We start from the raw sequence: 26,678 nt of genomic DNA, 5'->3' as shown, positions 1-26,678 counted from the left end.
GCGGAACTGTGGACGAGGGACGGAGACGTTTTTGACGATCAGCGCATTACGCCTGGGTGCATGCACCGGTTTTCTGCTGTCAGGCCTGTTCTGGGCCGTCTCAGCGCTGGGCGCGGGCCAGGTTGAGGTTCGCGTCGAAGGCGATTTTCCGGCCCTTCAGGAGAATGCCAGCAATTTTATCGGCACCGTTGACGGCCGGTCTGCCGAAGATCTCCGACGTTATGTCAGCCACGCCGAGTCCCAGGTGCGGGAAGCCCTGCGGGCCCTGGGCTATTACGATCCCGATGTCCAATGGCAGGTTGACGACTCCAGGGAAACACCCCGGCTGTTGCTGACTGTCCAGCCTGGCGAGCCGGTAAAGATCGCCAGTCGCGAGGTCCGCGTGGAAGGCGCGGCCTCGTCCGATCCGGATTTCCACATCGGCGACCTGTCGACGATTGCCCCGGGTAAAACCCTCAGTCACGGCGCCTACGATGCCGTACGCCAGCGCATCCAGAACCGGGCCCGTAAGCTGGGCTACTTTGACGGCAAGTTCACCGAACGCAAGCTCCGGGTGGATCCCGATGCCCGCTCTGCCGACATCCTGCTCGTCTATGAGAGCGGCCCGCGCTATCGTTTCGGCGAGGTGACGTTTGAGGGGGATGGGACCTTTGAGGCATCGTTACTCGATGGATTTGTCGAGATCGAGCCCGGTGACCCATACGATGCCGATAAGGTCGCCAAGCTTGATAACAACCTGTCCAACAGCGGTTACTTTGCCAGTGTCATCGTGGACGCCCATCAAGAGGAGGCGCATGATCGGCGCGTGCCCGTTCGCGTGCGGACGACCACCCGGGATCCCCGCTCGGTGGCGGCAGGTGTCGGTTTCTCGACGGACGTCGGGCCGCGCTTCCGGGGCACCTGGACCGAACACTGGATCAATGCCATGGGACACCGGCGGGGCGCCGAGACCGAGCTGTCTGCGCCGCGTCAGAGTGTCAGTGCCTATTACGAGCTACCGCTCGATCCTCCCATGACCGATGCCATACGATTCACCACCGGCTACCAGAACGAAGACATCGAGGACGTGCAGTCCGAGCGCTTTACCTTTGGCGAGCAATGGCGTCATCAACTCGATAGTGAGTGGATGCGGGTGCTCTCACTCCGGCTGGAGCGGGAGAACTACACCATCGGCCAGCAGGGGGCCAACAGCAGCCAGTTGCTGCTGCCGGGCATCAGCTTTTCCAAGCTGGTGGCGGACTCCCCGATGGATCCGTCCCGGGGTTACCGTCTGCAGTTGGACCTGACCGGCGCCCACCGCCAGATGCTCTCCGATGCGGACATTGCCCATGTGCTGGCCGTGGCCAAGGGCCTGGTCACGGTCGGTAACGGTCATCGTTTTCTCGGTCGTTTGCAGCTCGGGGCCGTGGCCACCAACGATTTCGACGATGTGCCGCCGTCACTGCGTTTCTTCGCCGGTGGTGACCAGAGCGTGCGGGGCTACGGATACCAGACGCTGTCGCCCCGGGATTCAGAAGGTGACACCGTCGGTGGTCGTTACCTGATTGTGGGCAGCCTCGAATACCAGTACCCGCTGTCCAGCCATTGGCGCCTGGCCACTTTTGTCGACCGGGGCAACGCCATCGACAACCTGAATGATCCTCTGGCAACCGGCGTCGGTGCCGGGGTCCGCTGGGTCAGCCCGGTGGGACCGATCCGCCTCGATCTGGCCAAGGGGCTGGACGACGATCTGGGCGGCGGCTGGCGTCTGCACTTCTCCATGGGGCCGGAACTATGAAGCGGGTCCTGTGGTGGACAGCCGGCAGCCTGCTGGCCCTGGTCTTCCTGCTGCTGTTTACCGTTTTCCTGGTGCTGCGTTCGGACGCCGGAACCGCCTGGTTGCTGGAGCAGGTGCCGGGCCTGGACGTGTCCGGCGGGAAGGGAGCCATCCTGGGACGCTGGCAGGCCAGTCACGTTCGCTGGCAGGGTTATGGCGTCAACCTGGACCTGGACCAGGTGTTCCTGGAATGGTCGCCGAGCTGTCTGTTTACCGGCGTGTTGTGCGTTGACCGGCTGCTGGCGGAACGGATTGACGTGCATCTCGCCCCCGGCGAGTCATCCAGCGACGAACCGGTCACCCTGCCTTCGATCAACCTGCCGGTCGGACTGTCGGTGGGGGATGTCCGGCTGGGGCCGCTGTCGGTGGATGACAGCACCATCTGGCGATCCTTCACGCTGTCCGTCGATGCGTCGGGCGCCGCCTGGACCATCCAGGATTTTGGCCTGGTCACCGATGCCGTCGAAGTCAATGCGAAGGGGCGGCTGGAAACCCGCGGCGATTGGCCGCTGGATCTGGACGTGGCGGCGGAGTTGCCGTCGCCGGAGCCCGACGGGGACTGGTCGTTGGCCCTCGACCTGACGGGCAGCGCCCGGGACCTGCAACTGAAAGGCACCAGCCACGGTTACCTGCCCGCCCACCTGTCCGGCCGGGTCCGGCCATTCGAGCCCGGCGTGCCGGCCACACTGAAGCTCAACAGCGACCGTTTCATGCCCTGGTCCGGCCTGCCCGCCACGCTTGAACTGAACCAGTGGAAGCTGGCTCTGGTCGGCAACCTGGATGACGGCTTCGACGTGACCTCCACCGCCACGCTGCCCGGCACGGAGGGGCCCGTGTCGGTACGGTTGACCGGCAACGCGCTCACGGACCGGGCACGGAACATCGATTTGCAGCTGGCCCTGCCGGATGCCCCGAAACGGCAGGCCCGTCTGACCGGCGAGGTGCAATGGCTCGATGCGTTCAGTGCCCGTGGCAAACTCGCCATCGACCAGTTCCCCTGGTACACGCTGCTGCCGGGCGTCGATGAGCCGCCGGTGAAGCTGCAGTCGGCCGAGGCCACATTCAACTACGCGGACGACCGGTATCAGGTGCACCTGCAGGCCGCGGCAAACGGCCCGGCGGGCGATATGACACTGTCTACGGAGGCCGATGGTGACCTGCAGCAGGTCACGCTCTCGAACCTGAGGCTGGACACCGGCGCCGGCGGCTTGGCTGGTAAGACGCAGGTCCGGTATGGCGATGTCGTGAGCTGGGATGCAGACCTGAACCTGGACCGGTTCAATCCGGGCTTCTGGGTGGCTGATCTCAACGGGCAGCTTAGCGGCTCGGTGACCACTGCCGGGTCGATGCCGGAAACCGGCCTGCAGGCCCGGGCAGACTGGCAACTGGATGGAACCTGGCGGCGGAGCGCGCTTTCCACCCTGGGCCACCTGGAGGGCAACAACGGGAGCTGGACCGTGGACCCACTCCGGCTGAAGGTTGGTGACAATACGGTGACCGGGAGGGGGCAGTGGGGGGATCGGATCGAGACGGATGTTCGCCTGGCGTTGCCCAATCTGGCCCAGCTCTGGCCGGGATTGGCCGGACGCATTGACGGCACCGTGCACGTGTCCGGTTCGCCCCGGGCGCCGTCGGGAACGGTAACGCTCAAAGGCCGGCAACTGGGGTGGCAGGATCTTGAGCTGGCCACGCTGGACCTGAACGGATCGTTGAAAGAGGGCAAGCAGGTGGATGCGGGTCTGACGATCGATAAGCTCCACATGGGCGAGCAGGTGATCGGCGACCTGGATGCCCGCCTCCAGGGCACCGCCGACCGGCATCGGCTGACCCTGGACCTGACCCACCCCGAAGCGACCGTCAAGACCGTGTTCGAAGGCAGCCTCGGGCAGCTGTGGTCCGGCGCCCTTACGCAGGCAAGCGTGGCCACGTCGGACCAGACCTGGCGTCTCGATCAACCGGCTTCGATCGACTATACGGACAAGGGGCGCCTGAGACTGGGTGCCCACTGCTGGCGCTGGCAGTCCAGCAGCCTGTGTGCGGACGATCAGGTGCTGCTGCCGGATCAGAGTATTCACTACCAACTGCAGGATTTTCCAATGGACAGCCTGGCCGCCCTGTGGCCGGACGATTTCCGCTGGCAGGCCAAAATGAACGGCGAAATCGATCTGACCATGACGGACAAGGGGCCTGATGGCGCCATCCACCTGGATGCGGGCCCCGGTGCGTTCGGGATCCGGCAGCAGGGCGAGTGGCGTTCCATCGACTATCGCACGCTGAAGCTGGCGGTCAATCTCAAGCCCCGCAACGCCGATGTGACGCTGGATCTGGGGGGCGAGCAACTGGGCAGCTTCAAACTGGACCTGAGTGTCGATCCCACCAGCCGTAATCGCGAGATCCAGGGGCACTACGCCCTGTCGGGCCTGCAACTGGCGATCATCGAGCCGTTTGCCGGGCTGCAGTCGATTGGCGGTCAAATTGAAGGGGAGGGCGATCTGTCCGGTCCGTTGTTCGATCCACGGGTAAACGGCAACCTCAGTTTGCTGAACGGCAAGGTGCTGGATCCCTCCATCCCCATTCCGTTCCGGGACGTGTCGCTCGACATCGCCTTCAAGGGCCAGCGGGCCGAAGTGGATGGCTCCTGGCACAGCAACGAACGCAGCAAGGGCAGTGTGGACGGCGATATCAACTGGCGCAGCGGTAAGCCCTCGGTGACCCTGAACCTGAAAGGCGATCGCTTGCCGCTGGTGTACGAACCCTACGCCCGGTTGGAGCTGTCACCGGATATTCAGTTCAGCTTCAAGGACCGGAAGGTCTCCGTCAGCGGACGGGTTGACGTTCCCCGTGGCGAGATCGAGGTGCGCGAGTTGCCGCCGTCCGCCGTATCGGTGTCCGAGGACGAGGTGATCGTCGGTCAGGAGAAGCAACAGCCCGGGGTCCAGGAGATTGCCATGGATGTGACCGTGGTGGTCGGTGAGGACAAGGTGTCGTTCAAGGGATTCGGGGTATCGGGCAACCTCAAGGGGGAGCTGCACATCGGCAATAACCTCGATACCCGCGGTACGCTGCAACTGGTCGACGGCACCTACAAGGCCTATGGCCAGGAGCTGGAGATACGGCGTGCCCGGCTGGTATTCGTCGGGCCGGTCAGCGAGCCTTACATCGACGTGGAAGCGGTGCGCACGGTGGACAATGTGGTGGCCGGGGTGCGCCTGAGTGGGCCGGCGGACGAACCGGAGGCCGAAGTGTTCTCGGAACCGCCCATGCCGCAGGCCGAGGCCCTGTCCTATGTCATCCTGGGGCGCCCGCTGAGATCCAGCGGCGACCAGAGCCAGGTGGGCCAGGCTGCGCTCAGCCTGGGACTGGCGCAAACCCATGAGCTGACACGGGGGCTGGGTGAAGAGTTCGGTATCCGCGACCTGACGCTGGAAGCCGAAGGCTCCGGTGAGGAGGCCAGTGTGGTGGCCAGTGGCTACATCACGGACGACCTGTCCGTGCGTTATGGTGTGGGGGTGTTCGAACCCATCACCACCGTGGCGCTGCGCTATGATCTGGGGCGCTATTTCTACCTGGAAGCCGCCAGCGGGCTGGCGGCTTCACTGGACCTGTTCTACACCCGCGACTTCTGAGGTACCGGGCGGAGGTTCCCTGACCGGCAAGCCCCTATCCCGCGGGATGCCGGCCTCAGTCCAGTTCAAATGTCGCGTTGACGGTCACCGTAACTTCCCGGTCGCCAACGGCCGTCACCGGGCCGCTCTTGCCGCGGGCTTCCGCCATCATCATGGGGACCGGTCGACCGCCGTAGCTGGTGGACAGGGATTTCACCTCGCCGCAGCTCTGGTTCAGGCGCTTGGCAATGAACTGGCACTGTGCCCTGGCATCGTCGATGGCCTTGCCGAGCGCTTCGCGCTCCAGCGCCTTCTCGTTGGAATGGAAGAAGTTTCCGTCACCGATGTGGTATTCCATGCCCGCATCCTGGGCGGCCTGCAGCACCGGGTTCAGACTGTCCAGCGCCGACAGGGTGAAGCTGACGGATTGTGCCGCCACGCTCTGGGTCTGCGGCTGGTCGCCGTCCCTGGACGGGGGCAGGCGTTGTGTATACAGGTTCAGGGCCGCGCTGTCGTAGTCTTCCAGCTGGTTGCGATAGGCACTGACGTTGTCTTCCCATTGGGCGATGGTGGCTTTGACGGCGCGGGTGGCGGCCTGGGCATCGGCGTTTTCCGCCCGGGCAGTGAACTGCAGGCGGATGCTGTCGGGCGTGTAGGACACCTTGCCCTCACCGGTGACATTGACCTCGCCCGCCAGCGCCAGGCCCGGCACGAGTGCCAGTACCAACAGGAGTGGACGGGAAACTGCCTTGTGAATACCGAGCTGATTGAACCACATAGTTCGTTCCTTGTGTTGTTGGCGGGGCGCGGTGCCCCGAAGATCCCGAGGACTGTCGCTGAGAGCAGCGCCGGACATGGCACCGGCCTGCGACGGTCTTGATTCCGGCTTGCAGCACGCGTCAGAATGGACCGATACCCGTATCAGAGGTTCCTTCATGCTGATCCATGAACAGCAGGTGCGCCTCACCCGCAGAGAGCAACAGGTCCTGCTCGAACTCACCGGGCGTGACCCCTCGGCTGTTCGTACCCGGGAGGATCTGCGCCGGTTTGCCGAAGCCAATCTCGCCGCCGATGAACAGGACGCTGATACACTCAACCAGCTCAAAGCCATACTCAGCAAGTACCTGCTCGCGCTGTAAGCGTCCCGGGCCCGATCAGAGGGTCGGCCCCTCACTGTGGCCGAGCCTCAGCAGTTTACGCCGCCGCGCTTCCCGGACAAAACTCTCGAAGATCCGCCGATGCAGCGGATGATACAGCAGGTATTCGGGATGCCACTGGACTCCCAACTGCCACGGGCCGTCCTCGCTCTCGACCGCCTGCACGAAGTAGTCATTGTCTATGGCGACCACCCGCAGCCCCCGCCCGAGCCGCTTGATCGCCTGGCTGTGAATCCGGTTGGCGCCGATGGTCGTGGCGCGCATGATGCCACCCAGCAGGCTGTTCCGCACCAGGCGGACCGTCTGCAGGGGGAGCAACAGGGGGCGGTGGCGGGTATGGACCCGCAGCGGCGTCACGTTCTGGCACAGGGAGCCGCCCCGGAACACGTTGAGGAGCTGGGCACCGCGACAGATACCCAGGACCGGCAGATGCAGGCGTTGGCACTCTTCCAGCAGGCGCCAGTCGGTCTCGTCGCGGACGCGATCGAAGCGGGCGGTCACCTCCGGCTGCTGGCCATACCGTTCCGGATGGACATGGGTTCCACCCGACAGGATCAGTCCGTCAAGCAGGGCGACGTCGACCTTGGCGCCGGGCCGGATGAAGACGCTACGGGCGCCGTAGAGATGCAGCGCCAAGCGCATGAGTTGGTGCGTCAGCCGTTGTCTTGAGGGGCCGCTGACACCGATGGTCAGCCCGGGTTCTGCGTCAGCCATTCGTCGCAGCGGTCCTTCCAGCTGGTGGTCAGGTTCTTGAAGCTGAGCTTGCGGCTGTTGCGGTAGAGCGCCATCAGCGACTGCAGGCGTTCGGCATCGGCGGCCAGGTTCTCGACCAGGACCCAGTCGTTCCAGACTTTGGAAAAATGCCAATGCGGGTTATCGATGTCGCAGTCCGGCAGCCGGTAATGCAGTGTCGGCCTGGCTTTGACGCGCTCGTCGTCCACATACTGCCGCAGCAGCCCGTCATCGAGGTAAGAGAACAGCGGCAGCAGGTCCAGGGCGCGGTTGCGGGTCGGATTGTAGTGAAGGTAATCCTTCATCAGCGTTACCTGGTCCGGGTTGTAATCCGGGTGCATGATCTTGCCGACGTAGTCCGTGTCCCAGGGTTCGATATAGGTAGTGAACTTGCGGCTGATGTCCAATTGGTGACGGGATTTGAGCCATTCATAAAGCGCGGCGAACGCCCTCAGGTAGGCCAGGATGGTGGACGGTTCCAGATCCGGCAGCTCCGGGTTCAATTGCAGCCCGAAGGCATAGATCAGCGCTTCACGGCTGCCCTCGGCGCCGGCCTCGTGCAGCTTGTCGCAGAGCGTTTCCATGGTTTTCAGGTCGGACAGGCGCAGCGGTGGGCTGATGATTTCCAGCGGCACGATGCGCTCGGCAGCCGCATCGATGACGTCCATGGCGTGCCCGCCCAGTTCCCGGATCGACTCCGGCAGGCGTTCGTCCTGCAGGTCCAGGTCCTTGATGGGATCCGAATCCAGCTCAATGACAAACTCGCCCAGTGGGGAGTCCAGCCGGTTTACGTAGCGGGATTCGAGCCGGGGATTCGCTTCCAGCAGATTGGAACAGAGGTTGACCAGGCCATCATAGGACAGGCCCGAGATTTCCACTTCGACACCGACACGCCGCTCGTCGCCATCCCTGTTATTGCGGATGCTGGGCATCCGGATCACCGGGTCCGGGCTCATGCTCACTCCTTTGTCTGGAATCCGGAAGGGCGGGCGTCACGCACTTGAACACCCGCCGGAATATCTTCCAAACGCCTGAACTCAGGCGTCTGCTCGCTGTCAGTCACTCTATCACAGCCTGGACCGGTCGGATGGACCTGCTAGACTTGGGCGTCGCCCTGGTGTCGGGCGCATACCCGCTCGTGGAGCGTCATGGCTGGCACCTGGCCACCGTGTCCCGGGAGTATGGATCATCATGCTGGAGCAGACCCTGAAACAACTGATCGGCAACTATCGCCCCGAGAGCCTGATCGTCGCAGGGGATACGGCGTCTCGAGTCGGCCGGATCTGGGCGGAACATGCCGGTGCCCGCCTGGTCGAGCTGAGCGCGCGGCCCGTGGAGGAATGGCCCCGGCAGGCCGAGGTGGCGGACCTGGCATTGGTGACCGAACTGCTGGGTACGCTGGCCCACGAGGAGGCCAGACAGCTCCTGGGCTGGCTGCGTAATGCGGGGGCCCGCCGGGTTGCCGTCAGCGTGCATCCGGATGATGACTGGTCCTTCAACGACATGATCGGTCTGGCCTTCCGCCGCCACGCCACCCTGGACGACGGCACCGAACTCTTTACTTACGACATCGCCACCTACAACCGGCCCCGGGAGTGGAACAACCCCCGGTTCTGGGCCAACCCCGAGAACTGGGGCAAGTATCGCTGGTAGCCACTCAGCCGGCCGCCACCCGTTCTGCAAAGCGGTGCAGTATGGCCCGGGCCTGGAGCGTTTCCTGAATCCCGTCGCGGATGGTTCCGACCGAACGGCCTTCGTCGGCCAGCGCCGGCGCCAGCCGGTCGATATAGGCGTGCATGATGGGCGCGGTGAATTCCGGATGGAACTGGACGCCCCAGGCCTGATTGCCGAACCGGAAGGCCTGGTGAGGCTCATGGCCGGAACGGGCCAGCAGCATGGCTCCAGGCGGGAGTTCCACCGCCGACTGCAGGTGCGTCAGGTGAGCGGGAAAGACCGGTGGTAGCGGGCCCAGGAGTGGGTCACGACGTCCCTCGTCCGACAGCTGGATCGACAGCGTGCCGATTTCCCGCCCCTGCGGATGGTAGTCGGCCCGTCCGCCCAGGGCATGGGCCAGCAGCTGATGGCCATAGCAGACCCCCAGGACCGGCCGACCGGAAGCCACCTGATCCGCCAGCCAGGCCGCCGTACAATCGCTCCAGGGCGCGCGATCGCTCACCATGGCCGGCGATCCGGTGACCAGGATACCGTCCGTCTGCAAGGGCAGGGGCGCCTCCTTCGTCACATCGACGACCTCCAGTGTCAGGCCCTGGTGTTTCAACGCCTCTGCAAACCAGTTGTCGAAATCACCATGGGCGGCCTGGATTTCGGGATAGGTGGTGCCGGTCTTGATAATGCTGAGTGTTTTCATCGGGTTTCCGGTGGTTGACGGTATGGCCGCGGTGCTGGGGCTCCTATGGCGGCATTTTCAGCAGGGCCCTGCCGCGTTAAGGTAGGGATCATGGAGGATATCTGGGGCCGGGCGTATACGGAATCAGCGCGTTGCGACAGGCTCAACGGGTTTCAGGAGGTCGCTATGGACGAGCAATGTATCAGGGTGCGCGTGTCCGGACTTGTACAGGGGGTCTTTTTCCGGGCCAGTACCCAGGAGCAGGCACGGGCCAAAGGCATTTCCGGTTACGTCAAGAACCTCCCGGACGGCCGGGTCGAGGTCGTGGCCTGTGGCGACGAGGATGCCCTCGAACGGCTTGTCGAGTGGCTTCACAAGGGGCCGGACCGGGCCCGGGTCGACCATGTCGACGTCGAGACGGTGAATTTCCGTAGCCATCAGGGGTTCAATATCAAGTAACCTTTTCCTGGGTTTTATCTTTTCTGTATACCGTCTTTACACTGGATAAAATACTGTATATAGTCGTTGGTACTGTATATAAAGACAGGTCAACGGCATGAAGCTGACACCAAGACAATCCCAGGTACTGGACGTGATCCGTCGCTCGATTGAAGAGACGGGCTACCCACCCACCCGTGCGGAAATCGCCCAGGAGCTGGGTTTCAAGTCCGCCAATGCGGCGGAAGAGCACCTGCGTGCGCTGGCTCGCAAAGGCGCTATCGAGATGGTGCCGGGCGCCAGCCGCGGCATCCGGCTGCCGGAGGCGGAAGAGGATCCGGGCCTGCCGATCGTCGGTCAGGTGGCCGCCGGCAGTCCCATCCTGGCGCAAGAGCACATCGACGATTACTGCGCCCTGCAACCAACCTTTTTCTCCCCATCTGCAGATTACCTGCTGCGCGTTCGCGGCATGAGTATGAAGGACATCGGCATCCTCGACGGCGATCTGCTGGCCGTCCACCGGACCCAGGACGTGCATAACGGCCAGGTGGTGGTCGCCCGGGTCGGCGAAGAGGTGACGGTCAAGCGCTATAAGCGTGAAGGTTCCCGTGTCCTTCTGATCGCCGAGAACGAGGAATTCGATCCCATCGTCGTTGACCTGACCGAGCAGGAACTGTTCATAGAAGGCCTGGGTGTGGGCGTGATCCGTCGTTCGGACATGCACTGACCACCCGGCACGCGTGAATTCGGAGGTGTCCCATGGAGCAGCTCAGTTTTAACCCGTCTTTTTCCCGCCACCCGCTGGCAACGCCCGTCATGGACGATGCAATGGAGCGGCGTGACCGCAAGGCCCGATCCGTTGGCTTTGCAAAGGGGAGGTCTTCCCGGGCCCCGGTGGCACCGGAGGCACCGCAAGGCAATGTGACGGAAATCATCCTGCCGGAAGCGCAGGTGGAAAACATGCAGCTGCTCCTGCCCATGCTGACCCAATTGAACCAGGAGCGGCGCTGGCTGGCCTGGATCGATCCGCCCCAGGCCCTGATGCAGAAATGGCAGCAAATGCACGGTATCGTCGCAGGGGAAATCCTGGTGCTTCGCTCCAGCGACCAGCACGATGCCCTGTCGCTGGCGGAGCGGGCACTACGGGCCGGCACCTGTCACGCGGTGGTGATGTGGACCGGTGGTGTGATGGGCGCGCCGGCGTTCGAACGGCTGCAGTCGGCGTCCGGGCAGGGCAACAGTCATGGTGTCGTCCTGCGCCAGCGGTAATGCCTGGTCCCCTGCAGGCGATGGGCCCGTGCACCATGTGCGCCATCAACCGTCATCGCAGGATGCGCGTCCTGGCGGACGATCAGGTGGCGAGGGCGATGATGCCCGCGATAGGGTGTGGTGCTGGGCTGGGACGGTAGTGATTCCCCGGAAAAGCGGAGCCGGTTCGGAACGGCGGTGGCGGGCGGAAAGAAGGGCAAACCGGGACGCTAAACCCGCCACATGACATTCAGGTCCCGGGAACGGCATGCACCCGGGGCGCTCCGGTTCGCTCAGTGCAGGGTGCGTGGGCGAACCGGTTTGGTGACTTCGGTATCCTCGTCGTCCCAGTCGATGGCCTCTGCGATATTGCCAACCGCTTCGATGCCGGCGGTCATCATGGCCTTGGCGACAGACAGGTCGCGATCTTCCATCATGTCCCGTGCTTCCTGGGAAAATGAAATACGCACCAGCGGCGTGGTTTCGTCGTCCGCCCGGCGCAGGGCAAAGTCACCATCGGGAAGTTCGACAATTTCCAGAATCGATGTGGACATATAGACTGCCTTATCCTGAAGGCCGGTGGCCTTTTCAAATCAGTGTGTTCGTTGCCGCCACGTCACGGCATGACTGAAGGTCGCTCTCTACCATTCGTCATGACGTTCCACGACCATTTCCAGATACATTTTCATGTCGCTGACGGTCGACTGTAGTGCCGGCAGCGAGCGATCCGGCCCGGTCTGGGACGCGACCGCAATCATGTTTTCCTGCTCGGCAGGCGCTTTTTGCTCTGTTGGCCTCTGCTGTTCGCCGAGCAGTTGTTCCGTTTGCTGCCACCAGGAGCCGGGTTCCATGGCCAGGCGCCTCAGTTCTTCCACTTCGGCACGCTCGCCGCCGATACAGTCGGCCAGGGCATCCAGAGTCTCCGGCGACTGCTGGCGTACCTGATAGATCTCGGCAATCACTTTCAGCAGCGCCCGGCGTGATTCGGCCAGCAGGGCGATTCCGCCCTGGATGCCGGCCTCCCGCTCGACGGCATGTTCCTGCTGCTCGGCGAGCCGGAACAGGGTACTGGCCAGGAACAGCTTCTGCCTGGTGAATGACGGCCATTGTGACGCCATGTCGATACCCCGTTGCTTCGTTGATCTTTACTGGTTGTGATTCTACCAGATTGTTGTCCGCGTTTCGCTGCCGTTGTGTGCCGATGATGGCGATTGAGCCAGAGGCAACCCTGGCCGACATCGACAAATCGACAATAAGATCTTTTACCTGAAAACCCGGATCATGGTGCCGTCGAGCCTGGCCGGCACGCTGAACCTGGCCTACGTCACGGATCTTCCCAACAGCTCGTCGCTGCGCTCGGCGGCACGGCGGTATCAGCGTTATACTGCGTGAATCATTTACTGAACGCCGGGGTGGGAGAACATCGCATGCCCAATGCACTGGAATCGCTGGATCGCCTGATCAACGACTTTCGCGAAGCGCTCACGCGGGAGGATTGGGAAACCCTGGACCGGGTGAGCCAGTCCGTGCGACCGGCGGTGGCAGCGGCGGTTGCCGATGTCGAGGAGGGGACGGGCGATCGGGACGGGTTGGGGCAGCGGTTGGAGCGGCTGCAGACACTCATGGACGACGCCACCCGGCAGGCGACTGAATCCCGTGATACGGCGGCGAGGGAACTGCGTGGAATGAACCAGAACCGTAATGCGCTGAAGACCTATGCCAATGTCCGTGCCCGCGGGCGCCGGCCGTGATTTTTGGTAAAAAATTGCGTCATAAAATTGACTCAAACCTTTCCGGAGTCTTAACTACGCGTCAGAATTCAGGCAAACTGTGGCCTTTCCAGAGCATTGCCGAGGGGCTCTGGCATCCAATGCAGCACATCTTTCGCAGACCCGTCCCCGGGGCGATTTGACAGCTGGCTGGTCGGTGCCTTCCTGATAACCCGGAGACAAATCCTGCATGTCCAGCGAACACAATAAAATTCTGGTCCTGATTAGTAATGACGCAGTCCGTCGTGATCTGACAACGATCCTGGATTTTATCGGAGAGGTCTCTCAGGTGGTCGCCCCGGAGGCTTTGGCGAGTATTGAAGCGACCGATCTGGCCGACGCGACGTCGGTGATGGTGGACAGCGCCGAGCCGGGGCTGGTCGACCTGCTCAAGCAGTTGGACGAGCGTGATCCCGGACTGCCGGTTCTGGTGGTAGGGGATCCCGACCTGACCGATGTCAGCGAGGACATCGCGAAACGGGTGATCGCCCGCATGGAATGGCCCCTCAACTACACCAAATTTGTTGACTCCCTCTATCGCGGGCAGGTCTTCCGTGATCAGTACGCCCGATCCAAAGAGCGGGGCCAGCAGCGCAGCGTTCAGCTGTTCCGCAGCCTGGTGGGCACGAGTCGAAGTGTCCAGCATGTGCGCCAGCTGATGAGCCAGGTCGCCGATAAAGAAGTCAGCGTGCTGATCACCGGCGAATCCGGAACCGGCAAGGAAGTCGTGGCGCGCAACCTGCACTACCATTCGCCGCGCCGCGACAAGCCCTTCGTACCCGTCAACTGCGGCGCCATTCCCGGCGAGCTGCTGGAAAGCGAATTGTTCGGCCATGAGAAAGGTGCTTTCACCGGCGCGATTACCGCCCGCATTGGGCGTTTCGAGATGGCCGAAGGCGGCACCCTGTTCCTCGACGAGATCGGCGATATGCCGCTCAACATGCAGGTCAAGATCCTGCGGGTCCTGCAGGAGAAAACCTTTGAACGGGTGGGCAGTAACCGCACCCAGAGCGCCGACGTTCGGGTCATCGCCGCCACCCACAAGAACCTCGAAGACATGATCGAGGGCGGCGACTTCCGGGAAGACCTCTACTACCGCCTCAACGTCTTTCCCATCGAGATGCCGGCCTTGCGCGAGCGTGTCGAGGACATTCCGCTGCTGGTGAACGAGCTGATCGCCCGAATGGAGAAGGAAAAGCGCGGCTCACTGCGCCTGAATTCCGCCGCCATCATGAGCCTGTGCCGCCATGACTGGCCGGGCAATGTGCGCGAACTGGCCAACTTGGTGGAGCGCCTCGCCATCATGCACCCCTACGGCGTTATCGGTGTCCAGGAGCTGCCCAAGAAGTTCCGCTATGTGGACGATTTCGATGAGAATCGGCCGATGGAAGATCAGGGCATGCCGGGCGCCGTGCCGGGCCTGGTGGGGCTGGATGCGCCGGCGCTACTGCCCGTCAACGGCATCGACCTGAAAGATTACCTGGGCAATCTCGAGAAGCAGCTGATCCAACAGGCGTTGGATGAAGCCGGCGGCGTCGTGGCTCGTGCGGCGGAAAAACTGCGCATTCGCCGGACCACGCTGGTGGAAAAAGTCCGCAAATACGGCCTGCGCGAAGAGACCTCCGAAAACGCCTGAATGTCCCGGGCCGGCTGTTCGTGGCCGGCCCGAATGCCTGATTCCTTCCACTGTCAAAATCCCGTTCCCGCCTTGTCTAACGCCTTCATATTCCGACAAATATCTGGCATCTCCGCTTTCTGTTTTCCGGAAACTTACTGAAAAGTAAGAAAAAATAAAAACTGGCACAGCAATCGCTAGACGACCTGCAACGCTAATTATATTGCGGGCGTCGCGACCATTCGTCGTGAGCCCGCAGCCGGGAGGTCAGGCATGAGCCAGCTGCAGTTTTCCGCCAAGTCATCCGCGACGGCCGGTGGGTCCAACGCCGCCGCCGACGCCAATCAGAAGGTGACGGCGCTGTTTCCGGAAGCCACCGACGATGCTGCTGTGGATTCCGCCCTGGACCTGTTCAACCGCATGTCCCGGCAGATTACCGATTCCTACCGCACGTTGGAGTCCCGGGTGAACCAGTTGTCTGGTGAACTGACCGCTGAGACCCGACAGCGCCAGCAGGAACTGGAAGAGAAGGAGCGCCTGGCCGACCGACTGTCCACACTGCTCTCCGTCATGCCTGCGGGCGTGGTGGTTCTCGACAGCAAGGGCGTCGTCAGCCAGTGCAACCCGGCGGCGGTGTCGCTGCTCGGCGAGCCGCTGGAAGGGGAGGCCTGGCTGGAGGTGATCCGGCGCTGTTTCGCACCGCGTCGGGACGACGGTCATGAAGTCTCTCTGCGGGATGGCCGGCGGGTCAGCATTGAAATCCGCTCCATGGAAAACGAGCCGGGCCAGTTGATCCTGCTGAACGACCTGACAGAAACCCGTCGCCTCCAGGCCCAGCTGTCCCACGCCCAGCGCCTGTCGGCCATGGGCCGGATGGTGGCGTCGCTGGCCCACCAGATCCGTACACCGCTGTCCGCCGCCATTCTGTATGGCGGGCATCTGTCCCAGCCGGACCTGGAGCCGGAGCTGCGTCAGCGTTGTGCCGATCGACTGATGTCCCGACTGACTCACCTGGAACAACAGGTCCGCGACATGCTCATCTTTGCCCGTGGCGAGACACGTCTGGCAGAACAGCTGTCGCTGGCGTCCCTGGGCGAGGCCCTGCAGAGCGCGGCCGATGCTCTGGCGCTGCGTCCGGAAACGACGCTGGAGTGGGCGCTGACACCGTCCACCGCGTCGATCCACTGCAATCGCGACGCCCTGATCGGCGCCTGTCTGAACCTGGTGAACAACAGCCTCGAAGCTGGCGCCAATCATGTGACGGTGCGGGTCAGCGTGAACGACGGGCAGGCGGAAATCATCGTGGCCGACAACGGGCCGGGCTTTGCGCCGGAAGAGCGTGAGCAACTGCTCGAAGCGTTTTACACCACCAAATCCCAGGGCACCGGGCTGGGTCTGGCCGTGGTCCAGGCCGTGGTGAAAGCGCACAAGGGCGAATTTGATCTGACGTCCGAGGGCTCAGGTGCGCAAGCGATTCTACGCCTGCCTCTGGTCCAGGGCGCGGTTTAACACTGAACTCAAGAAACTGAGTACAAGAGTAAGGACAAGGCGGAGGCAATCATGGCCAAATCAACCGTTCTGATCGTCGAGGATGATCGTGACCTGCGCGAGGCGTTGGTGACGACCCTGGAGCTGGCGAAATTCAAGGTACGTGAAGCCGACTCCGCCGAGCAGGCGCTGCAGCGGCTGGCGGACGGCCCCGTCGATATCGTGGTGAGCGACGTCAACATGCCCGGTAAGTCCGGTCATGACCTGCTGTCGGACGTTCAGCGACTGTATCCGGGGCTGCCGATGATGCTGATTACCGCCTACGGCCAGATCAGCGACGCGGTGGCGGCGATGCAGGCCGGCGCCATCGATTACCTGGTCAAGCCGTTCGAGCCGCAGGTGCTGGTAGAAGCGGTTGGTCGCGTTGTGGGCGGCGATGGCTCCCGCCGCAAGGACGAGCCGGTAGCGGAAGATCCGGTCAGCCAGCGTATGTTCCAACTGGCCCGCAAGGTAGCCGCCAGTGATTCGACGGTGATGATCTCCGGCGAGAGCGGGACGGGTAAGGAAGTGCTGGCTCGCTATATCCATCAGTATTCCTCGCGGGCGGATCAGCCGTTCGTGGCGATCAACTGCGCGGCGATTCCCGAAAACATGCTGGAAGCGATCCTGTTTGGTCACGAGAAAGGGGCCTTTACAGGCGCCCACGCCTCATCGCCGGGCAAATTCGAGCAGGCCAACGGCGGCACGTTGCTGCTGGACGAGATATCCGAAATGGACATGGGCTTGCAGGCCAAGCTGCTGCGGGTCCTGCAGGAAAGAGAGGTGGAGCGCGTTGGCGGTCGCAAGCCGATCCGGCTGGATGTGCGCGTGCTGGCCACCACCAACCGTGACCTGGCGGATTATGTCCGCGAAGGCAAATTCCGGGAAGACCTTTACTACCGCCTGAGCGTCTTCCCGATGCAGTGGCAGCCGTTGCGCGAGCGCCCGCGGGACATTATGCCCCTGGCGCGCCACCTGCTGAAGTCCCACAGTCGCAAGATGAAACTGACCGGCATCGGTTTCAGCCGCGATGCCGAGCAGGCCCTGCGCCATCACAGCTGGCCGGGCAACGTTCGTGAGCTGGACAATGCCATCCAGCGGGCGTTGGTGCTGCTCCAGGGTCAGGACATCGTCGCCGACGATCTGTGTCTGGACATGGGCATTACCGGACTGAGTCCCCGCACCGTGCCAACCCCGCCGCAACCGGTGGTTGAAGAACCGACGCTGCCGGTCAGTGAGCCGCTCCAGACGGAAATGACCGAAGAAGAGGCCGAGTCCGGTTCATTGGGGCAGGACCTCAAACAACGTGAATTCCGCATCATCATCGATGCCCTCAAGCGTGAGCGCGGCCGCCGGAATCGCGCCGCCGAGCAGTTGGGCATCAGTCCCCGCACGCTGCGCTACAAGCTGGCCCAAATGCGTGATTTCGGTATCGACCTCGACGCGGAGCTGGCCACAGCCTGATCCGCATTGTGAACCCCTGATTGACTCCTGCGTTAACTCCTTCGTCTGGCACCTTCGGGTGCCACTTTTTTTGTTACCGGCCCGTCGGTCCTTCGGCGCTGCTGCCTGGCGCCAGTCAATTATTTGGCAAGGTTCCGGTAACAATATCAAAAAATCTACTTATCCTTATGAAAATTAACATTATTTATGGTTTGGCCCGAGCTTTGCTTTAAATCCTCCAGCAATGACTGATCAACGCGAGCCGGTTTGCTGTCAGGCGCAACCGGCGAGGAGAGAGCACCATGGTTCAACGGGCCGACATCAACAACGTCCTTTCCGAGATTCGTTCTCTGCGCTCGCAGATGATGCAGAATCAGCGGGTCGAGCAGGAGAACCAGCTCAAGGGTTCCCTCGACAGCGTCCGCAAGCCCAATGGTCCCAGCGAAACCCAGGAAGCCCCGGGGTTTGGTGACATGCTCAAGCAGGCCGTCGATGGCGTGAACGAGCTGCAGTCCAACTCCACGCAACTGGCCACGGCCTACGAGCAAGGCGATCCCAATGTGGATATTGCCCGGGTTATGATTGCCTCGCAGAAAGCCTCGGTCTCTTTCGAAGCCCTGACTCAGGTCCGCAACCGTGTGGTGCAGGCCTATGAAGACATCATGAACATGCCGGTCTGATAGCGGAGCAGAACCATGGCCAGTGCAGCCGCCGAAGCAACAACATCCAATACACCGGCAACGACCGACGCCGGCAATGAAAGCCAGAGCGATCTCCTGTTCGGCTTCAATCGCCTGACCCTGCTGCGCCAGATTGGCCTGATGGTGGGGCTGGCAGCCAGCGTCGCGCTGGGCGTCGCGGTGGTACTCTGGGCCCAGGAGCCCAACTACCAACCGGTATTGGGGGATCTGTCCAGTTACAACACCCAGGAAGTCACCAATATCCTGGATCAGTCCGGTATCGACTATCACATGGAGCCCCGTACCGGTGCGCTCCTGGTTGCCTCGGATGACGTCTATAACGCCCGCCTCAAGCTGGCCGCCGCTGGCGTCACCGACGAGAAAACCGTTGGTTATGAACTGCTCGACAAGGAGCAGGGGCTGGGCACGTCCCAGTTCATGGAAACCATCAGCTACCGCCGCGGCCTGGAAGGGGAGCTGGCGCGTACCATTTCCAGTATGAGCAACGTCCACGGGGCTCGTGTCCACCTGGCGATTCCCAAGCGTTCCGTCTTTGTCCGGGATGCCCGTGAACCGTCGGCGTCTATCTTCCTGGAGGTCTACTCCGGTCGGCGCCTGTCGGACGAACAAATTTCCGCCGTCGTCAATCTCGTGGCCGGCAGCGTGCCGGAAATGAAGCGGGAGCACGTCACCGTTGTGGATCAGAACGGCAACCTGCTGACCAATGATGACGAGGACAGCGACGCCAAGCAGATGCAGGACCAGTATGAATACGCGTCCCGCATCGAGGACAAGCTCAACAAGCGGGTCGCCAGTATTCTGGCGCCGGTGGTCGGTGACGACCGCTTCCGCGCCGAAGTCTCGGCGGATCTGGATTTCTCCAACGTGGAGAAAGCCCAGGAACTCTACAACCCCGAACAGCGGGCCATCCGGTCCGAGCGGAAGATGAGCGAGCAGCGGACTGCGGGGGCTCAGGGCGGGATTCCGGGTGCGCTCAGCAATCAGCCGCCAGGCAATGCGACGGCACCGGAAGTGGCCAACAACAACCAGGCCCAGCAGAATCAGCAGAACGGTCAGGGTCAGCAGGGGCAACAGAACCAGCAGCAAAGTACGCCGGTTAACGTCCGCACCGAGTCGACCAAGAACTATGAGATGGACCGTTCCGTCAGCTACATTCGCCAGGAGCAGGGCACGGTCCAGCGTCTGACCGTTGCCGTGGCCGTGGACGACAAGCGGGTGGTCAATCCCGACACCGGCGAAGTCAGCTACCAGCCCTGGTCGGAGCAGGAGTTGCAGCGCCTGACCCTGCTGGTGCGGGATGCGGTAGGTTACTCGGCAGCCCGTGGCGACAGTGTGACCGTCATGAACACGGCGTTTGCGCCGGAGCAGCAGGTGGCCTTTGAAAAACCGGGCTTCTGGGAGCAGCCCTGGTTCTGGGATCTGATGAAGCAGGTGCTGGCGGGTCTGGTGATCCTGATCCTGGTCCTTGGTCTGCTGCGCCCGACCCTGAAGAGCCTGTCCGGCGCCGGTCGCAGCGAGCGTGACCGGTCACTGGGTTCGGACGATTACGATAGCCTGCAGGGCATCGGCAGCGACGACGCCCTGCGCAGCGCTATGGATCGCAGCGACGACCTCCTTTTGCCGGGTGCGACAGATAGCTATGATAAGCAACTGAACGCATTGAAAGGCGTGATTTCGGAAGACCCGGCCCGGGTCGCCCAGGTCATGCGCCAGTGGGTAAACGTGGATGACTGACGACAACGCAGCGCAAAACCAGCCGGCCAAAGAACAGGCCAAGCCGATGCGCAAGATTCCCCGGGTGGAGCAGGCGGCTATCCTGCTGATGAGCCTGGGTGAAGCGGATGCTGCGCAGATCCTCAAGCATATGGGGCCCAAGGAGGTCCAGCGCGTGGGGGTCGCCATGGCCCAGATGAAGGACGTCAGCCGAGAAGAGGTCAAGTACGTGCTGGACCAGTTCGTCGACGCCGTGGGTGGGCAAACCGGTCTGGGCGTGGGCAACGACGACTATATTCGGGCGATGCTGACCCAGGCGCTGGGTGACGACAAAGCCTCCAGCCTGATTGACCGGATCCTGATCGGCGGCAACACCACCGGCCTGGACACGCTGAAATGGATGGAGCCGCGGGCGGTGGCGGATATCATTCGCTACGAGCACCCGCAGATCCAGGCCATCGTCGTGTCCTACCTGGACCCGGACCAGGCCGCCGAAATCCTCGCCACGCTGGACGACAAGGTCCGGCTGGATGTCCTGATGCGGGTGGCCTCGCTGGAAAGCGTTCAGCCCCAGGCCCTGCAGGAACTCAACGACATCCTCGAGAAACAGTTCTCCGGCGGCTCCACCACCCAAACCAGCCGGATTGGCGGGGTCAAGCGGGCGGCTGATATCATGAACTTCATGGACCGCAGCGTCGAAGGCAACCTGATGGATTCCATCAAGGATATGGATCCGGATCTGGCGTCGACCATCGAAGACCTCATGTTCGTCTTTGACAACCTCAAGGACATCGATGACCGGGGCATCCAGGCCCTGCTGCGCGAAGTCTCTTCCGAAGTCCTGGTCGTGGCACTCAAGGGTGCCGATGACGAGGTCAAGGACAAGATCTTCAAGAACATGTCCAAACGCGCGTCCGAGCTGCTGGCGGATGACCTGGAGGCCAAGGGGCCGGTCCGCGTCAGCGAGGTGGAAGCGGCGCAGAAAGACATTATCACCATTGCCCGCCGAATGGCTGAAGCGGGTGAAATCACCCTCGGCGGTTCCGGCGAAGAAATGATGTAATGAAACACAAGGGCCATCGTGATCGAATTCCTTCCGAAGAGCTGACTGCCTACGAGCGTTGGGAGCTCCCGCTGCTTGATGAAAAAGGCAACATGGTGGCGCATTCCCGGGAGGAAGATCGCAACGTCAAACCGCTGACGGCTGCCGACCTGGAAGCCATTCGCAAGGAAGCCTGGGAAGACGGTCAGAAGGAGGGGCAGGAAGCCGGCCACGAGGAAGGTCTGACCCGCGGTCGGGAAGCCGGCCACCAGGAAGGGTTCCAGCAGGGGCTGGAAGAGGGCCGTGCCCAGGGCCGGGAAGAAGCGCTGCAACAGACCCGTGAAGAGGTCGAGGCCCGGCTGAAGCAGCTCGAAGCCATCATGGCCGATCTGGTGGATCCCATCCATCGCCATGAGGACGAGCTGGAAACGGCCCTGTTCAATCTGAGCACCGTTCTGGCCCGTGCGGTGGTCTATCGGGAGTTGCAAACCGATTCGTCCCAGATCCGCACCGTGGTCCGTGAAGCCGTAGCCAGCCTGCCGTCCACCCAGGATAACGTACGCATCCGCGTCAATCCGTCGGACCTGGAATGGGTCCGGGATGTGGCCGGTCGTCTGGAAGCTGAAGCCAGTGTCGTCGAAGATGAGACCATCCTGGCCGGCGGCTGTAAGGTGGAAACCCGCCACAGCCTGGTGGATTTCACGGTGGAGAAACGCTTCCAGAAAGCCGTCCAGCGCATGCTGGATCAGCAACTGGACAGTGACGAGCCCGGCGACAGCGTCGAGCTGGATGCCATGATGGGCGACCTGACGGATTTCCATCGCGACGTGCTGGAAACCGGCAACGCCGACGACCAGACAGCGTCCGGCCCGACCGACACGGACACCGAGACCGACCGCGGGGAGGATGACCGTGACGAGCACTCTGGCTGACCGCCTCAACCGACTCCAGGATTACTTGCCACCACAGATCGAACCTGAGCTGTCCGGGCGCCTGACCCGTATGGTCGGGCTGACGCTGGAGTGCGTCGGCTGCCCGATGGTGGTGGGCGATCGCTGCGTGATCCAGGGGCAGGGCATTGGCAGTGTTGAGGCGGAAGTGGTCGGTTTCGAAGATGACCGCGTCTACCTGATGCCGTTGACCGCCATCGAGGGGCTGCGGCCCGGCGCTCGCGTTGTGCCGCTGTCTTCGGCGAGCCGGGTGCCGGTTGGCCCCGAGCTCCTGGGTCGGGTGATCAATGGCTCCGGCGTGCCGTTGGACGGCGGTGGCCCCCTGCGGGCCGAAGCCCAGGTGGGCCTGGCCGGCGAAATCATCAACCCCCTGCACCGAGCGCCGGTCCGTCAGAGCCTGGACGTCGGGATTCGAGCCATCAATTCACTGCTGACGGTCGGCCAGGGCCAGCGCCTGGGGCTGTTCGCCGGTAGTGGTGTGGGCAAGAGTATGCTGTTGGGCATGATGACCCGGTTCACCGATGCGGACATCACCGTCGTCGGCCTGATCGGCGAACGGGGTCGAGAGGTGAAGGAATTCATCGAAGACATCCTCGGCGATGAGGGTCTGGCCCGTTCCGTGGTCGTGGCCTCACCGGCGGACGATTCGCCCCTGATGCGCTTGCGCGCCGCCATGCTCACCACGCGCATCGCCGAGTATTTCCGTGACCGGGGCAAACGCGTCCTGCTGTTGATGGACTCGTTGACCCGTTACGCCCAGGCCCAGCGGGAGATTGCGCTGGCAGTCGGCGAGCCACCAGCGACCAAGGGCTATCCGCCGTCGGTCTTTGCCAAACTGCCCCAGTTGGTGGAACGTACGGGTAACGGCAAGCCCGGTGGCGGGTCGATTACCGCGTTCTACACGGTCCTGACCGAAGGCGATGACCAGCAGGATCCGATAGCCGACGCGGCCCGGGCGATCCTGGACGGCCACATTGTGCTGTCCCGCTCGCTGGCGGAAGAGGGGCATTATCCGGCCATTGATGTGGAAGCCTCGGTCAGCCGGGTCATGCCCCAGGTGACAGCCAACGAGCATTTCCGCAAGGCCCAGGAATTCAAGCAGGTATTCGCCCGGTACCAGCAGGCGCGGGATCTGATCAGCGTCGGCGCCTACGTCAGAGGGTCCGATCCGGAGACCGATTACGCCATCGAACGCATCGACGACATGCGTGCCTTCCTGCGCCAGGGGCTGAAAGAGAGTGCGGCTTACCAGGCCAGCGTTGACCGGCTGCAGGACGTCCTTCCCGATCGCAAGGCCCGGGCACCGGAGCCGCCACAGCAGGGTAATGCATGAAACCGCGTTCCGAACGGTTACAGGTTGTCCTGTCGCTGGAGCAGCGGCGGGAGGACCAGGCCCTCGATGTGCTGAACCAGGCACGCCAGCAGATGCAACAGCAACAGCGCCAACTGGACGAGTTGCGTCGCTACCAGGCGGACTATCGCGAGCAGATGCGCCGTGGGCAGCAGGGAGTGGTCTCCATCAGCAAGCTGCAGGGGTGGCAGGCCTTCATCGCCCAACTCGATAACGCCATCCATTCGCAGGAGAAACAAGCCCGCAAGGCGGTTGAGGCCTTCGAGAAAGCCCGGGATGCCTGGCGCGAAGCCTATGAACGGCGCAAGGGCATGGCCCGGCACATTGAGGCCTGCCGGGCCCAGGAGCAGCGTCATCAGGACCTGCGGGACCAGAAGCAGGCGGATGAGGCGGCGAACCGGATGCATGCGCGGCGTCGTTTGACATAGGGCCGGTACGGAATCCATCTTCAAATTACGCATGCAATTTGCCGAGTTTTGGCTATTCTCAATCCCGTGGAATAATCAAAATCAGTCCGGACCAGATTCCGGGCACTCGGCGTAAAGGACATACCCGGGGCAGGGCCGCAGACGCCATTCAAAGGTGCCGCGCCCGATTCAGACCCGCTGGCTCAAGCATTGACGGAGGACACCGCATGGCCATTCACACGCGGCGAAGCGAAGACGGTCGCACGCTGATTATCAGTATCGATGGACGATTCGACTTCAGTTCCCATCAAAGTTTCCGCGATGCCTACGAGCACGATGACCAGGACGTCAGCGATTACGTCATCGACATGTCCGAAACGACCTACCTGGACAGCTCCGCGCTGGGCATGCTCCTGTTATTGCGGGATTACGCCGGTGGTGATGCCGGTCGGGTCCGCATCGAAAACTGCAACAGCGACGTAAGACGGATTCTCAGCATTTCCAACTTCGAGCAGCTGTTCTCCATCAAGTAGACGGGAAGAGGCGTTACGTTGGACGAGGTGCAAACGGACGCGCAGGCGCTGCGCATCCTGATTGCCGATGACAGCGAAAGCGACCGCCTGATTCTCAGTACCATGGTTCGGCGTCAGGGTCATGACGTCATGACGGCTGCTGACGGTATCGAAGCGGTGGAAGGCTTTCGGCGGTTCCAGCCCCAGATCGTGTTGCTGGATGTGATGATGCCGCGCATGGATGGAATGGATGCGGCACGCCATATCAAGGCGCTGGCGGGCGAATCGCTGGTGCCTGTCATTTTCCTGACGTCCCTGTCCGATGCCGATGCCCTGGCCCGCTGTCTGGAGGCCGGTGGCGACGACTTTCTCTCCAAACCCTACAACCGCATCATCATCGAAGCCAAGATCAACGCCTTTAATCGCATGCGGGTGATGCACCGGACCCTGAGCCAGCAGCGGGACGTGATTCGTGCCCACAACCAGCGACTGGTCAACGAGCAGAATATTGCCAAACGGGTGTTCGACAATGTCGCCCACACCGGCTGCCTGGATGCGCCGAATATCCGCTACCATGCCTCGCCCATGTCGGTGTTTAACGGCGACATCCTGTATGCCTGCCCGCGTCCTTCGGGAGGTATGAATATCCTGATCGGGGATTTCACTGGCCATGGCCTGCCGGCGGCCATCGGGGCCATGCCAGTGGCTGAGATTTTCTACGGCATGACCAGCAAGGGCTTTCTCAGTGGCGATATTCTGCGCGAGATCAACCAGAAGCTGTGGCGCATCATGCCCAAGGACATGTTCTGTTGCGCCGCCTTTATCGAACTCGACTTCCATCTGGGCAATCTCAGCATCTGGAATGGCGGTCTGCCCTGTGGCTTCCTGTTGCGCCGGGGCGCGACCGTTGAGCGACTGACCTCCGCTCACTTGCCATTGGGTGTCGTCGCGGCGGAGCGTTTCAGCGTGGATGTGGCCCGTTACAAGGTCGAGGAAGGGGACACGGTCCTGTTTGCCACCGATGGTGTTCCCGAAGCCATGAACGCCGAGGGCGAGATGTTCGGGGAAACCCGGCTGGAAGCGGCAGTGGCCGGCACGCCCGACGACCAGTCGGTGCTGGATGCGGTATTGCGGGCTGTGGCCCGGTTCACCGGCGCCGAGGAATACAGTGATGATCTGACGCTGCTGACCGTCGATGTGGTGCCGCCTGCTGACGTTGAAGAACTGCCGTTGCGGGTCACCCAGTCGGCCCTGAGCGGGCCGGCCACCTGGTCCTGCGAGTATGAGGTGACCGGCGAAACGCTGGCCCAGTTCAATCCGCTGCCGCTGTTGCTGCACATCTGTATGGAGGTGCCCGGTCTGCGCCGGCGGGGCGGCGAGGTGTACACGGTGCTGGCGGAGCTCTATACCAATGCCCTGGAACATGGGGTGCTGGGGCTGCCGTCCGTATGGAAGAATTCGCCGGAAGGGTTCGGCCAGTATTACGCCGAGCGGGAACGCCGCCTGCGAACCGTGGGGGACCATGCGGTGCTGTTCCGGCTCGAACACAAGACCGGCCGGAAAGGCGGTGAGTTGCGGGTGGTGTGCCGGGATAGTGGCGTGGGCTTCAACTATACTGAGCAGACACAAAGGACCGTCCCTGAGGCCGGGTACGCCGGCCGCGGGCTGGCGTTGCTGCGACAGCTGTGTGACTCGCTGACGCACCATGGCACGGGCAATGAAGTCGAGGCGGTCTATCGCTGGACGTTCGATCCCGACGAATCGGAACAACACACGGGTTGAACCGGGATGACGGAGCAGGCAGTGTAGCCGACCTCCGTTGGCGACGCGTTCCCGAGGAGGCACGTCCGGGGCATCGTTGAGGGATGCCCGCTGATCCAAGCTGGACAAAGTGATCCGCCCGCCAAGCCGTAGGCCCGGCCGGATGACAAGGAGACAATCATGAACGACAAGCCACATCTGGACGATGACGCGCTTGCGGAACTTCAGGAGGTTATGGAAGGCGAATTCGACGTGCTGATCAGGACGTACCTGAGCGACTCGTCGGAACGGTTGAATGCACTGAGATCGGCACTCAGTGACCGTGACGCCGACGCCTTCACCCGATCCGCCCACAGTTTCAAGGGAAGCTGTATCAACATCGGTGCGCCGCGTCTTGGCGCCTTGTGCGCCGACGCAGAACTGGCGGGCAAGGAAGAACGCATCGATGATGCCCGCCATGTTCTGGATGATATGCAGAGCGAATTCGCGATCGTCCGCGAGCTGTTGGAACACACCCTGATGCGGTGATGCCGGAGACGGTCGA

The 26,678-nt window shown here is 62.6% G+C and carries 26 protein-coding genes; 20 read left to right on the top strand and 6 right to left on the bottom strand.

What is annotated here, in order from left to right; genetic code table 11:
- Nucleotides 1-31: 31 nt before the first annotated feature.
- Together EZI54_RS00455 and EZI54_RS00450 are read left to right on the top strand one after the other, a co-directional pair.
- Nucleotides 32-1,777, top strand: a complete 1,746-nt coding sequence (locus tag EZI54_RS00455; protein ID WP_207389106.1) for an autotransporter assembly complex protein TamA — start codon at nt 32-34, stop codon at nt 1,775-1,777.
- Entirely contained in the window at nt 1,774-5,442 is a 3,669-nt protein-coding gene (locus EZI54_RS00450; RefSeq protein WP_131477936.1) for a translocation/assembly module TamB domain-containing protein, read from the top strand. The genes EZI54_RS00455 and EZI54_RS00450 overlap by 4 nt, the downstream gene beginning before the upstream one ends.
- Nucleotides 5,443-5,497: 55 nt before the next feature.
- On the opposite strand, the gene EZI54_RS00445 is transcribed toward EZI54_RS00450, so the two are convergent.
- Nucleotides 5,498-6,199 (bottom strand): SIMPL domain-containing protein, encoded by a 702-nt coding sequence (locus EZI54_RS00445; protein ID WP_131477934.1) that lies wholly within the window; start codon nt 6,197-6,199, stop codon nt 5,498-5,500.
- A 76-nt stretch (nt 6,200-6,275) separates the two neighbouring features.
- Here EZI54_RS00445 and EZI54_RS00440 point away from each other — a divergent pair, with 76 nt between their 5' ends.
- Nucleotides 6,276-6,560 carry a hypothetical protein gene (locus EZI54_RS00440; RefSeq protein ID WP_131477933.1) on the top strand — a complete coding sequence of 95 codons (285 nt, stop codon included), beginning with the start codon at nt 6,276-6,278 and terminating at the stop codon, nt 6,558-6,560.
- Between the two features lie 15 nt (nt 6,561-6,575).
- Here the strand turns inward: EZI54_RS00440 and EZI54_RS00435 are convergent, their stop codons facing one another.
- Nucleotides 6,576-7,292, bottom strand: a complete 717-nt coding sequence (locus EZI54_RS00435) for a gamma-glutamyl-gamma-aminobutyrate hydrolase family protein (protein WP_131477931.1) — start codon at nt 7,290-7,292, stop codon at nt 6,576-6,578.
- A complete protein-coding gene (locus EZI54_RS00430; protein WP_131477929.1) occupies nt 7,268-8,266 on the bottom strand; it encodes an amidoligase family protein in 999 nt (332 codons plus the stop codon). The genes EZI54_RS00435 and EZI54_RS00430 overlap by 25 nt, the downstream gene beginning before the upstream one ends.
- 235 nt (nt 8,267-8,501) lie before the next feature.
- On the opposite strand from EZI54_RS00430, the gene EZI54_RS00425 reads away from it, so the two are divergent.
- Nucleotides 8,502-8,963, top strand: coding sequence for a DUF6231 family protein (locus tag EZI54_RS00425; RefSeq protein WP_131477927.1), 462 nt, complete (start codon nt 8,502-8,504; stop codon nt 8,961-8,963).
- Nucleotides 8,964-8,967: 4 nt separating this feature from the next.
- Here the strand turns inward: EZI54_RS00425 and EZI54_RS00420 are convergent, their stop codons facing one another.
- Nucleotides 8,968-9,678: a glutamine amidotransferase gene (locus EZI54_RS00420; RefSeq protein WP_131477925.1), complete on the bottom strand. Its 711-nt coding sequence runs from the start codon at nt 9,676-9,678 to the stop codon at nt 8,968-8,970.
- Nucleotides 9,679-9,843: 165 nt separating this feature from the next.
- Here EZI54_RS00420 and EZI54_RS00415 point away from each other — a divergent pair, with 165 nt between their 5' ends.
- The 3 genes from EZI54_RS00415 (at nt 9,844) to EZI54_RS00405 (ending at nt 11,364) form a co-directional block, all read left to right on the top strand.
- The gene (locus EZI54_RS00415) at nt 9,844-10,116 is read left to right on the top strand and encodes an acylphosphatase (protein WP_131477923.1); all 273 of its coding nucleotides are present in this window, start codon (nt 9,844-9,846) and stop codon (nt 10,114-10,116) included.
- A 97-nt stretch (nt 10,117-10,213) separates the two neighbouring features.
- A complete protein-coding gene (gene lexA / locus EZI54_RS00410) occupies nt 10,214-10,822 on the top strand; it encodes a transcriptional repressor LexA (protein WP_131477922.1) in 609 nt (202 codons plus the stop codon).
- 32 nt (nt 10,823-10,854) lie between these two features.
- Nucleotides 10,855-11,364 carry a cell division inhibitor SulA gene (locus tag EZI54_RS00405; RefSeq protein WP_131477920.1) on the top strand — a complete coding sequence of 170 codons (510 nt, stop codon included), beginning with the start codon at nt 10,855-10,857 and terminating at the stop codon, nt 11,362-11,364.
- 272 nt (nt 11,365-11,636) lie between these two features.
- Here the strand turns inward: EZI54_RS00405 and EZI54_RS00400 are convergent, their stop codons facing one another.
- Together EZI54_RS00400 and EZI54_RS00395 are read right to left on the bottom strand one after the other, a co-directional pair.
- A complete protein-coding gene (locus tag EZI54_RS00400; protein ID WP_131477918.1) occupies nt 11,637-11,897 on the bottom strand; it encodes a hypothetical protein in 261 nt (86 codons plus the stop codon).
- An 87-nt stretch (nt 11,898-11,984) separates the two neighbouring features.
- Nucleotides 11,985-12,461: a DUF6586 family protein gene (locus EZI54_RS00395; protein WP_131477916.1), complete on the bottom strand. Its 477-nt coding sequence runs from the start codon at nt 12,459-12,461 to the stop codon at nt 11,985-11,987.
- 309 nt (nt 12,462-12,770) lie between these two features.
- Here EZI54_RS00395 and EZI54_RS00390 point away from each other — a divergent pair, with 309 nt between their 5' ends.
- The 13 genes from EZI54_RS00390 (at nt 12,771) to EZI54_RS00330 (ending at nt 26,662) form a co-directional block, all read left to right on the top strand.
- Entirely contained in the window at nt 12,771-13,094 is a 324-nt protein-coding gene (locus EZI54_RS00390; protein WP_131477914.1) for an SOS cell division inhibitor, read from the top strand.
- 208 nt (nt 13,095-13,302) lie between these two features.
- Nucleotides 13,303-14,748, top strand: coding sequence for a sigma-54 dependent transcriptional regulator (locus EZI54_RS00385; protein WP_131477912.1), 1,446 nt, complete (start codon nt 13,303-13,305; stop codon nt 14,746-14,748).
- Between the two features lie 252 nt (nt 14,749-15,000).
- Nucleotides 15,001-16,236 carry a sensor histidine kinase gene (locus EZI54_RS00380; protein WP_131477910.1) on the top strand — a complete coding sequence of 412 codons (1,236 nt, stop codon included), beginning with the start codon at nt 15,001-15,003 and terminating at the stop codon, nt 16,234-16,236.
- A 51-nt stretch (nt 16,237-16,287) separates the two neighbouring features.
- Entirely contained in the window at nt 16,288-17,718 is a 1,431-nt protein-coding gene (locus EZI54_RS00375) for a sigma-54-dependent transcriptional regulator (RefSeq protein ID WP_131477908.1), read from the top strand.
- Nucleotides 17,719-17,999: 281 nt separating this feature from the next.
- Nucleotides 18,000-18,377: a flagellar hook-basal body complex protein FliE gene (gene fliE / locus EZI54_RS00370; RefSeq protein WP_131477906.1), complete on the top strand. Its 378-nt coding sequence runs from the start codon at nt 18,000-18,002 to the stop codon at nt 18,375-18,377.
- A gap of 15 nt (nt 18,378-18,392) precedes the next feature.
- Complete coding sequence (gene fliF, locus EZI54_RS00365; protein WP_131477904.1) at nt 18,393-20,132, top strand: flagellar basal-body MS-ring/collar protein FliF; 1,740 nt, start codon at nt 18,393-18,395, stop codon at nt 20,130-20,132.
- Nucleotides 20,133-20,178: 46 nt separating this feature from the next.
- Nucleotides 20,179-21,174, top strand: a complete 996-nt coding sequence (gene fliG, locus EZI54_RS00360) for a flagellar motor switch protein FliG (protein WP_236012011.1) — start codon at nt 20,179-20,181, stop codon at nt 21,172-21,174.
- Nucleotides 21,174-22,085: a flagellar assembly protein FliH gene (locus EZI54_RS00355; RefSeq protein ID WP_131477900.1), complete on the top strand. Its 912-nt coding sequence runs from the start codon at nt 21,174-21,176 to the stop codon at nt 22,083-22,085. The genes fliG and EZI54_RS00355 overlap by 1 nt, the downstream gene beginning before the upstream one ends.
- Complete coding sequence (gene fliI / locus EZI54_RS00350; protein WP_131477898.1) at nt 22,066-23,436, top strand: flagellar protein export ATPase FliI; 1,371 nt, start codon at nt 22,066-22,068, stop codon at nt 23,434-23,436. The genes EZI54_RS00355 and fliI overlap by 20 nt, the downstream gene beginning before the upstream one ends.
- Nucleotides 23,433-23,882 (top strand): flagellar export protein FliJ, encoded by a 450-nt coding sequence (gene fliJ, locus EZI54_RS00345; RefSeq protein ID WP_131477896.1) that lies wholly within the window; start codon nt 23,433-23,435, stop codon nt 23,880-23,882. Before fliI ends, fliJ begins: the two co-directional genes overlap by 4 nt.
- Nucleotides 23,883-24,088: 206 nt before the next feature.
- Nucleotides 24,089-24,394 carry an STAS domain-containing protein gene (locus tag EZI54_RS00340; RefSeq protein ID WP_131477894.1) on the top strand — a complete coding sequence of 102 codons (306 nt, stop codon included), beginning with the start codon at nt 24,089-24,091 and terminating at the stop codon, nt 24,392-24,394.
- An 18-nt stretch (nt 24,395-24,412) separates the two neighbouring features.
- A complete protein-coding gene (locus tag EZI54_RS00335) occupies nt 24,413-26,155 on the top strand; it encodes an ATP-binding SpoIIE family protein phosphatase (protein ID WP_207389104.1) in 1,743 nt (580 codons plus the stop codon).
- A 159-nt stretch (nt 26,156-26,314) separates the two neighbouring features.
- Nucleotides 26,315-26,662: an Hpt domain-containing protein gene (locus EZI54_RS00330; protein WP_131477892.1), complete on the top strand. Its 348-nt coding sequence runs from the start codon at nt 26,315-26,317 to the stop codon at nt 26,660-26,662.
- The last annotated feature ends 16 nt before the right edge of the window (nt 26,663-26,678 follow it).

This window comes from Marinobacter halodurans (assembly GCF_004327985.1).
GTDB lineage: Bacteria > Pseudomonadota > Gammaproteobacteria > Pseudomonadales > Oleiphilaceae > Marinobacter_A > Marinobacter_A halodurans.
This window is presented reverse-complemented; position numbering and strand designations above follow the sequence as displayed.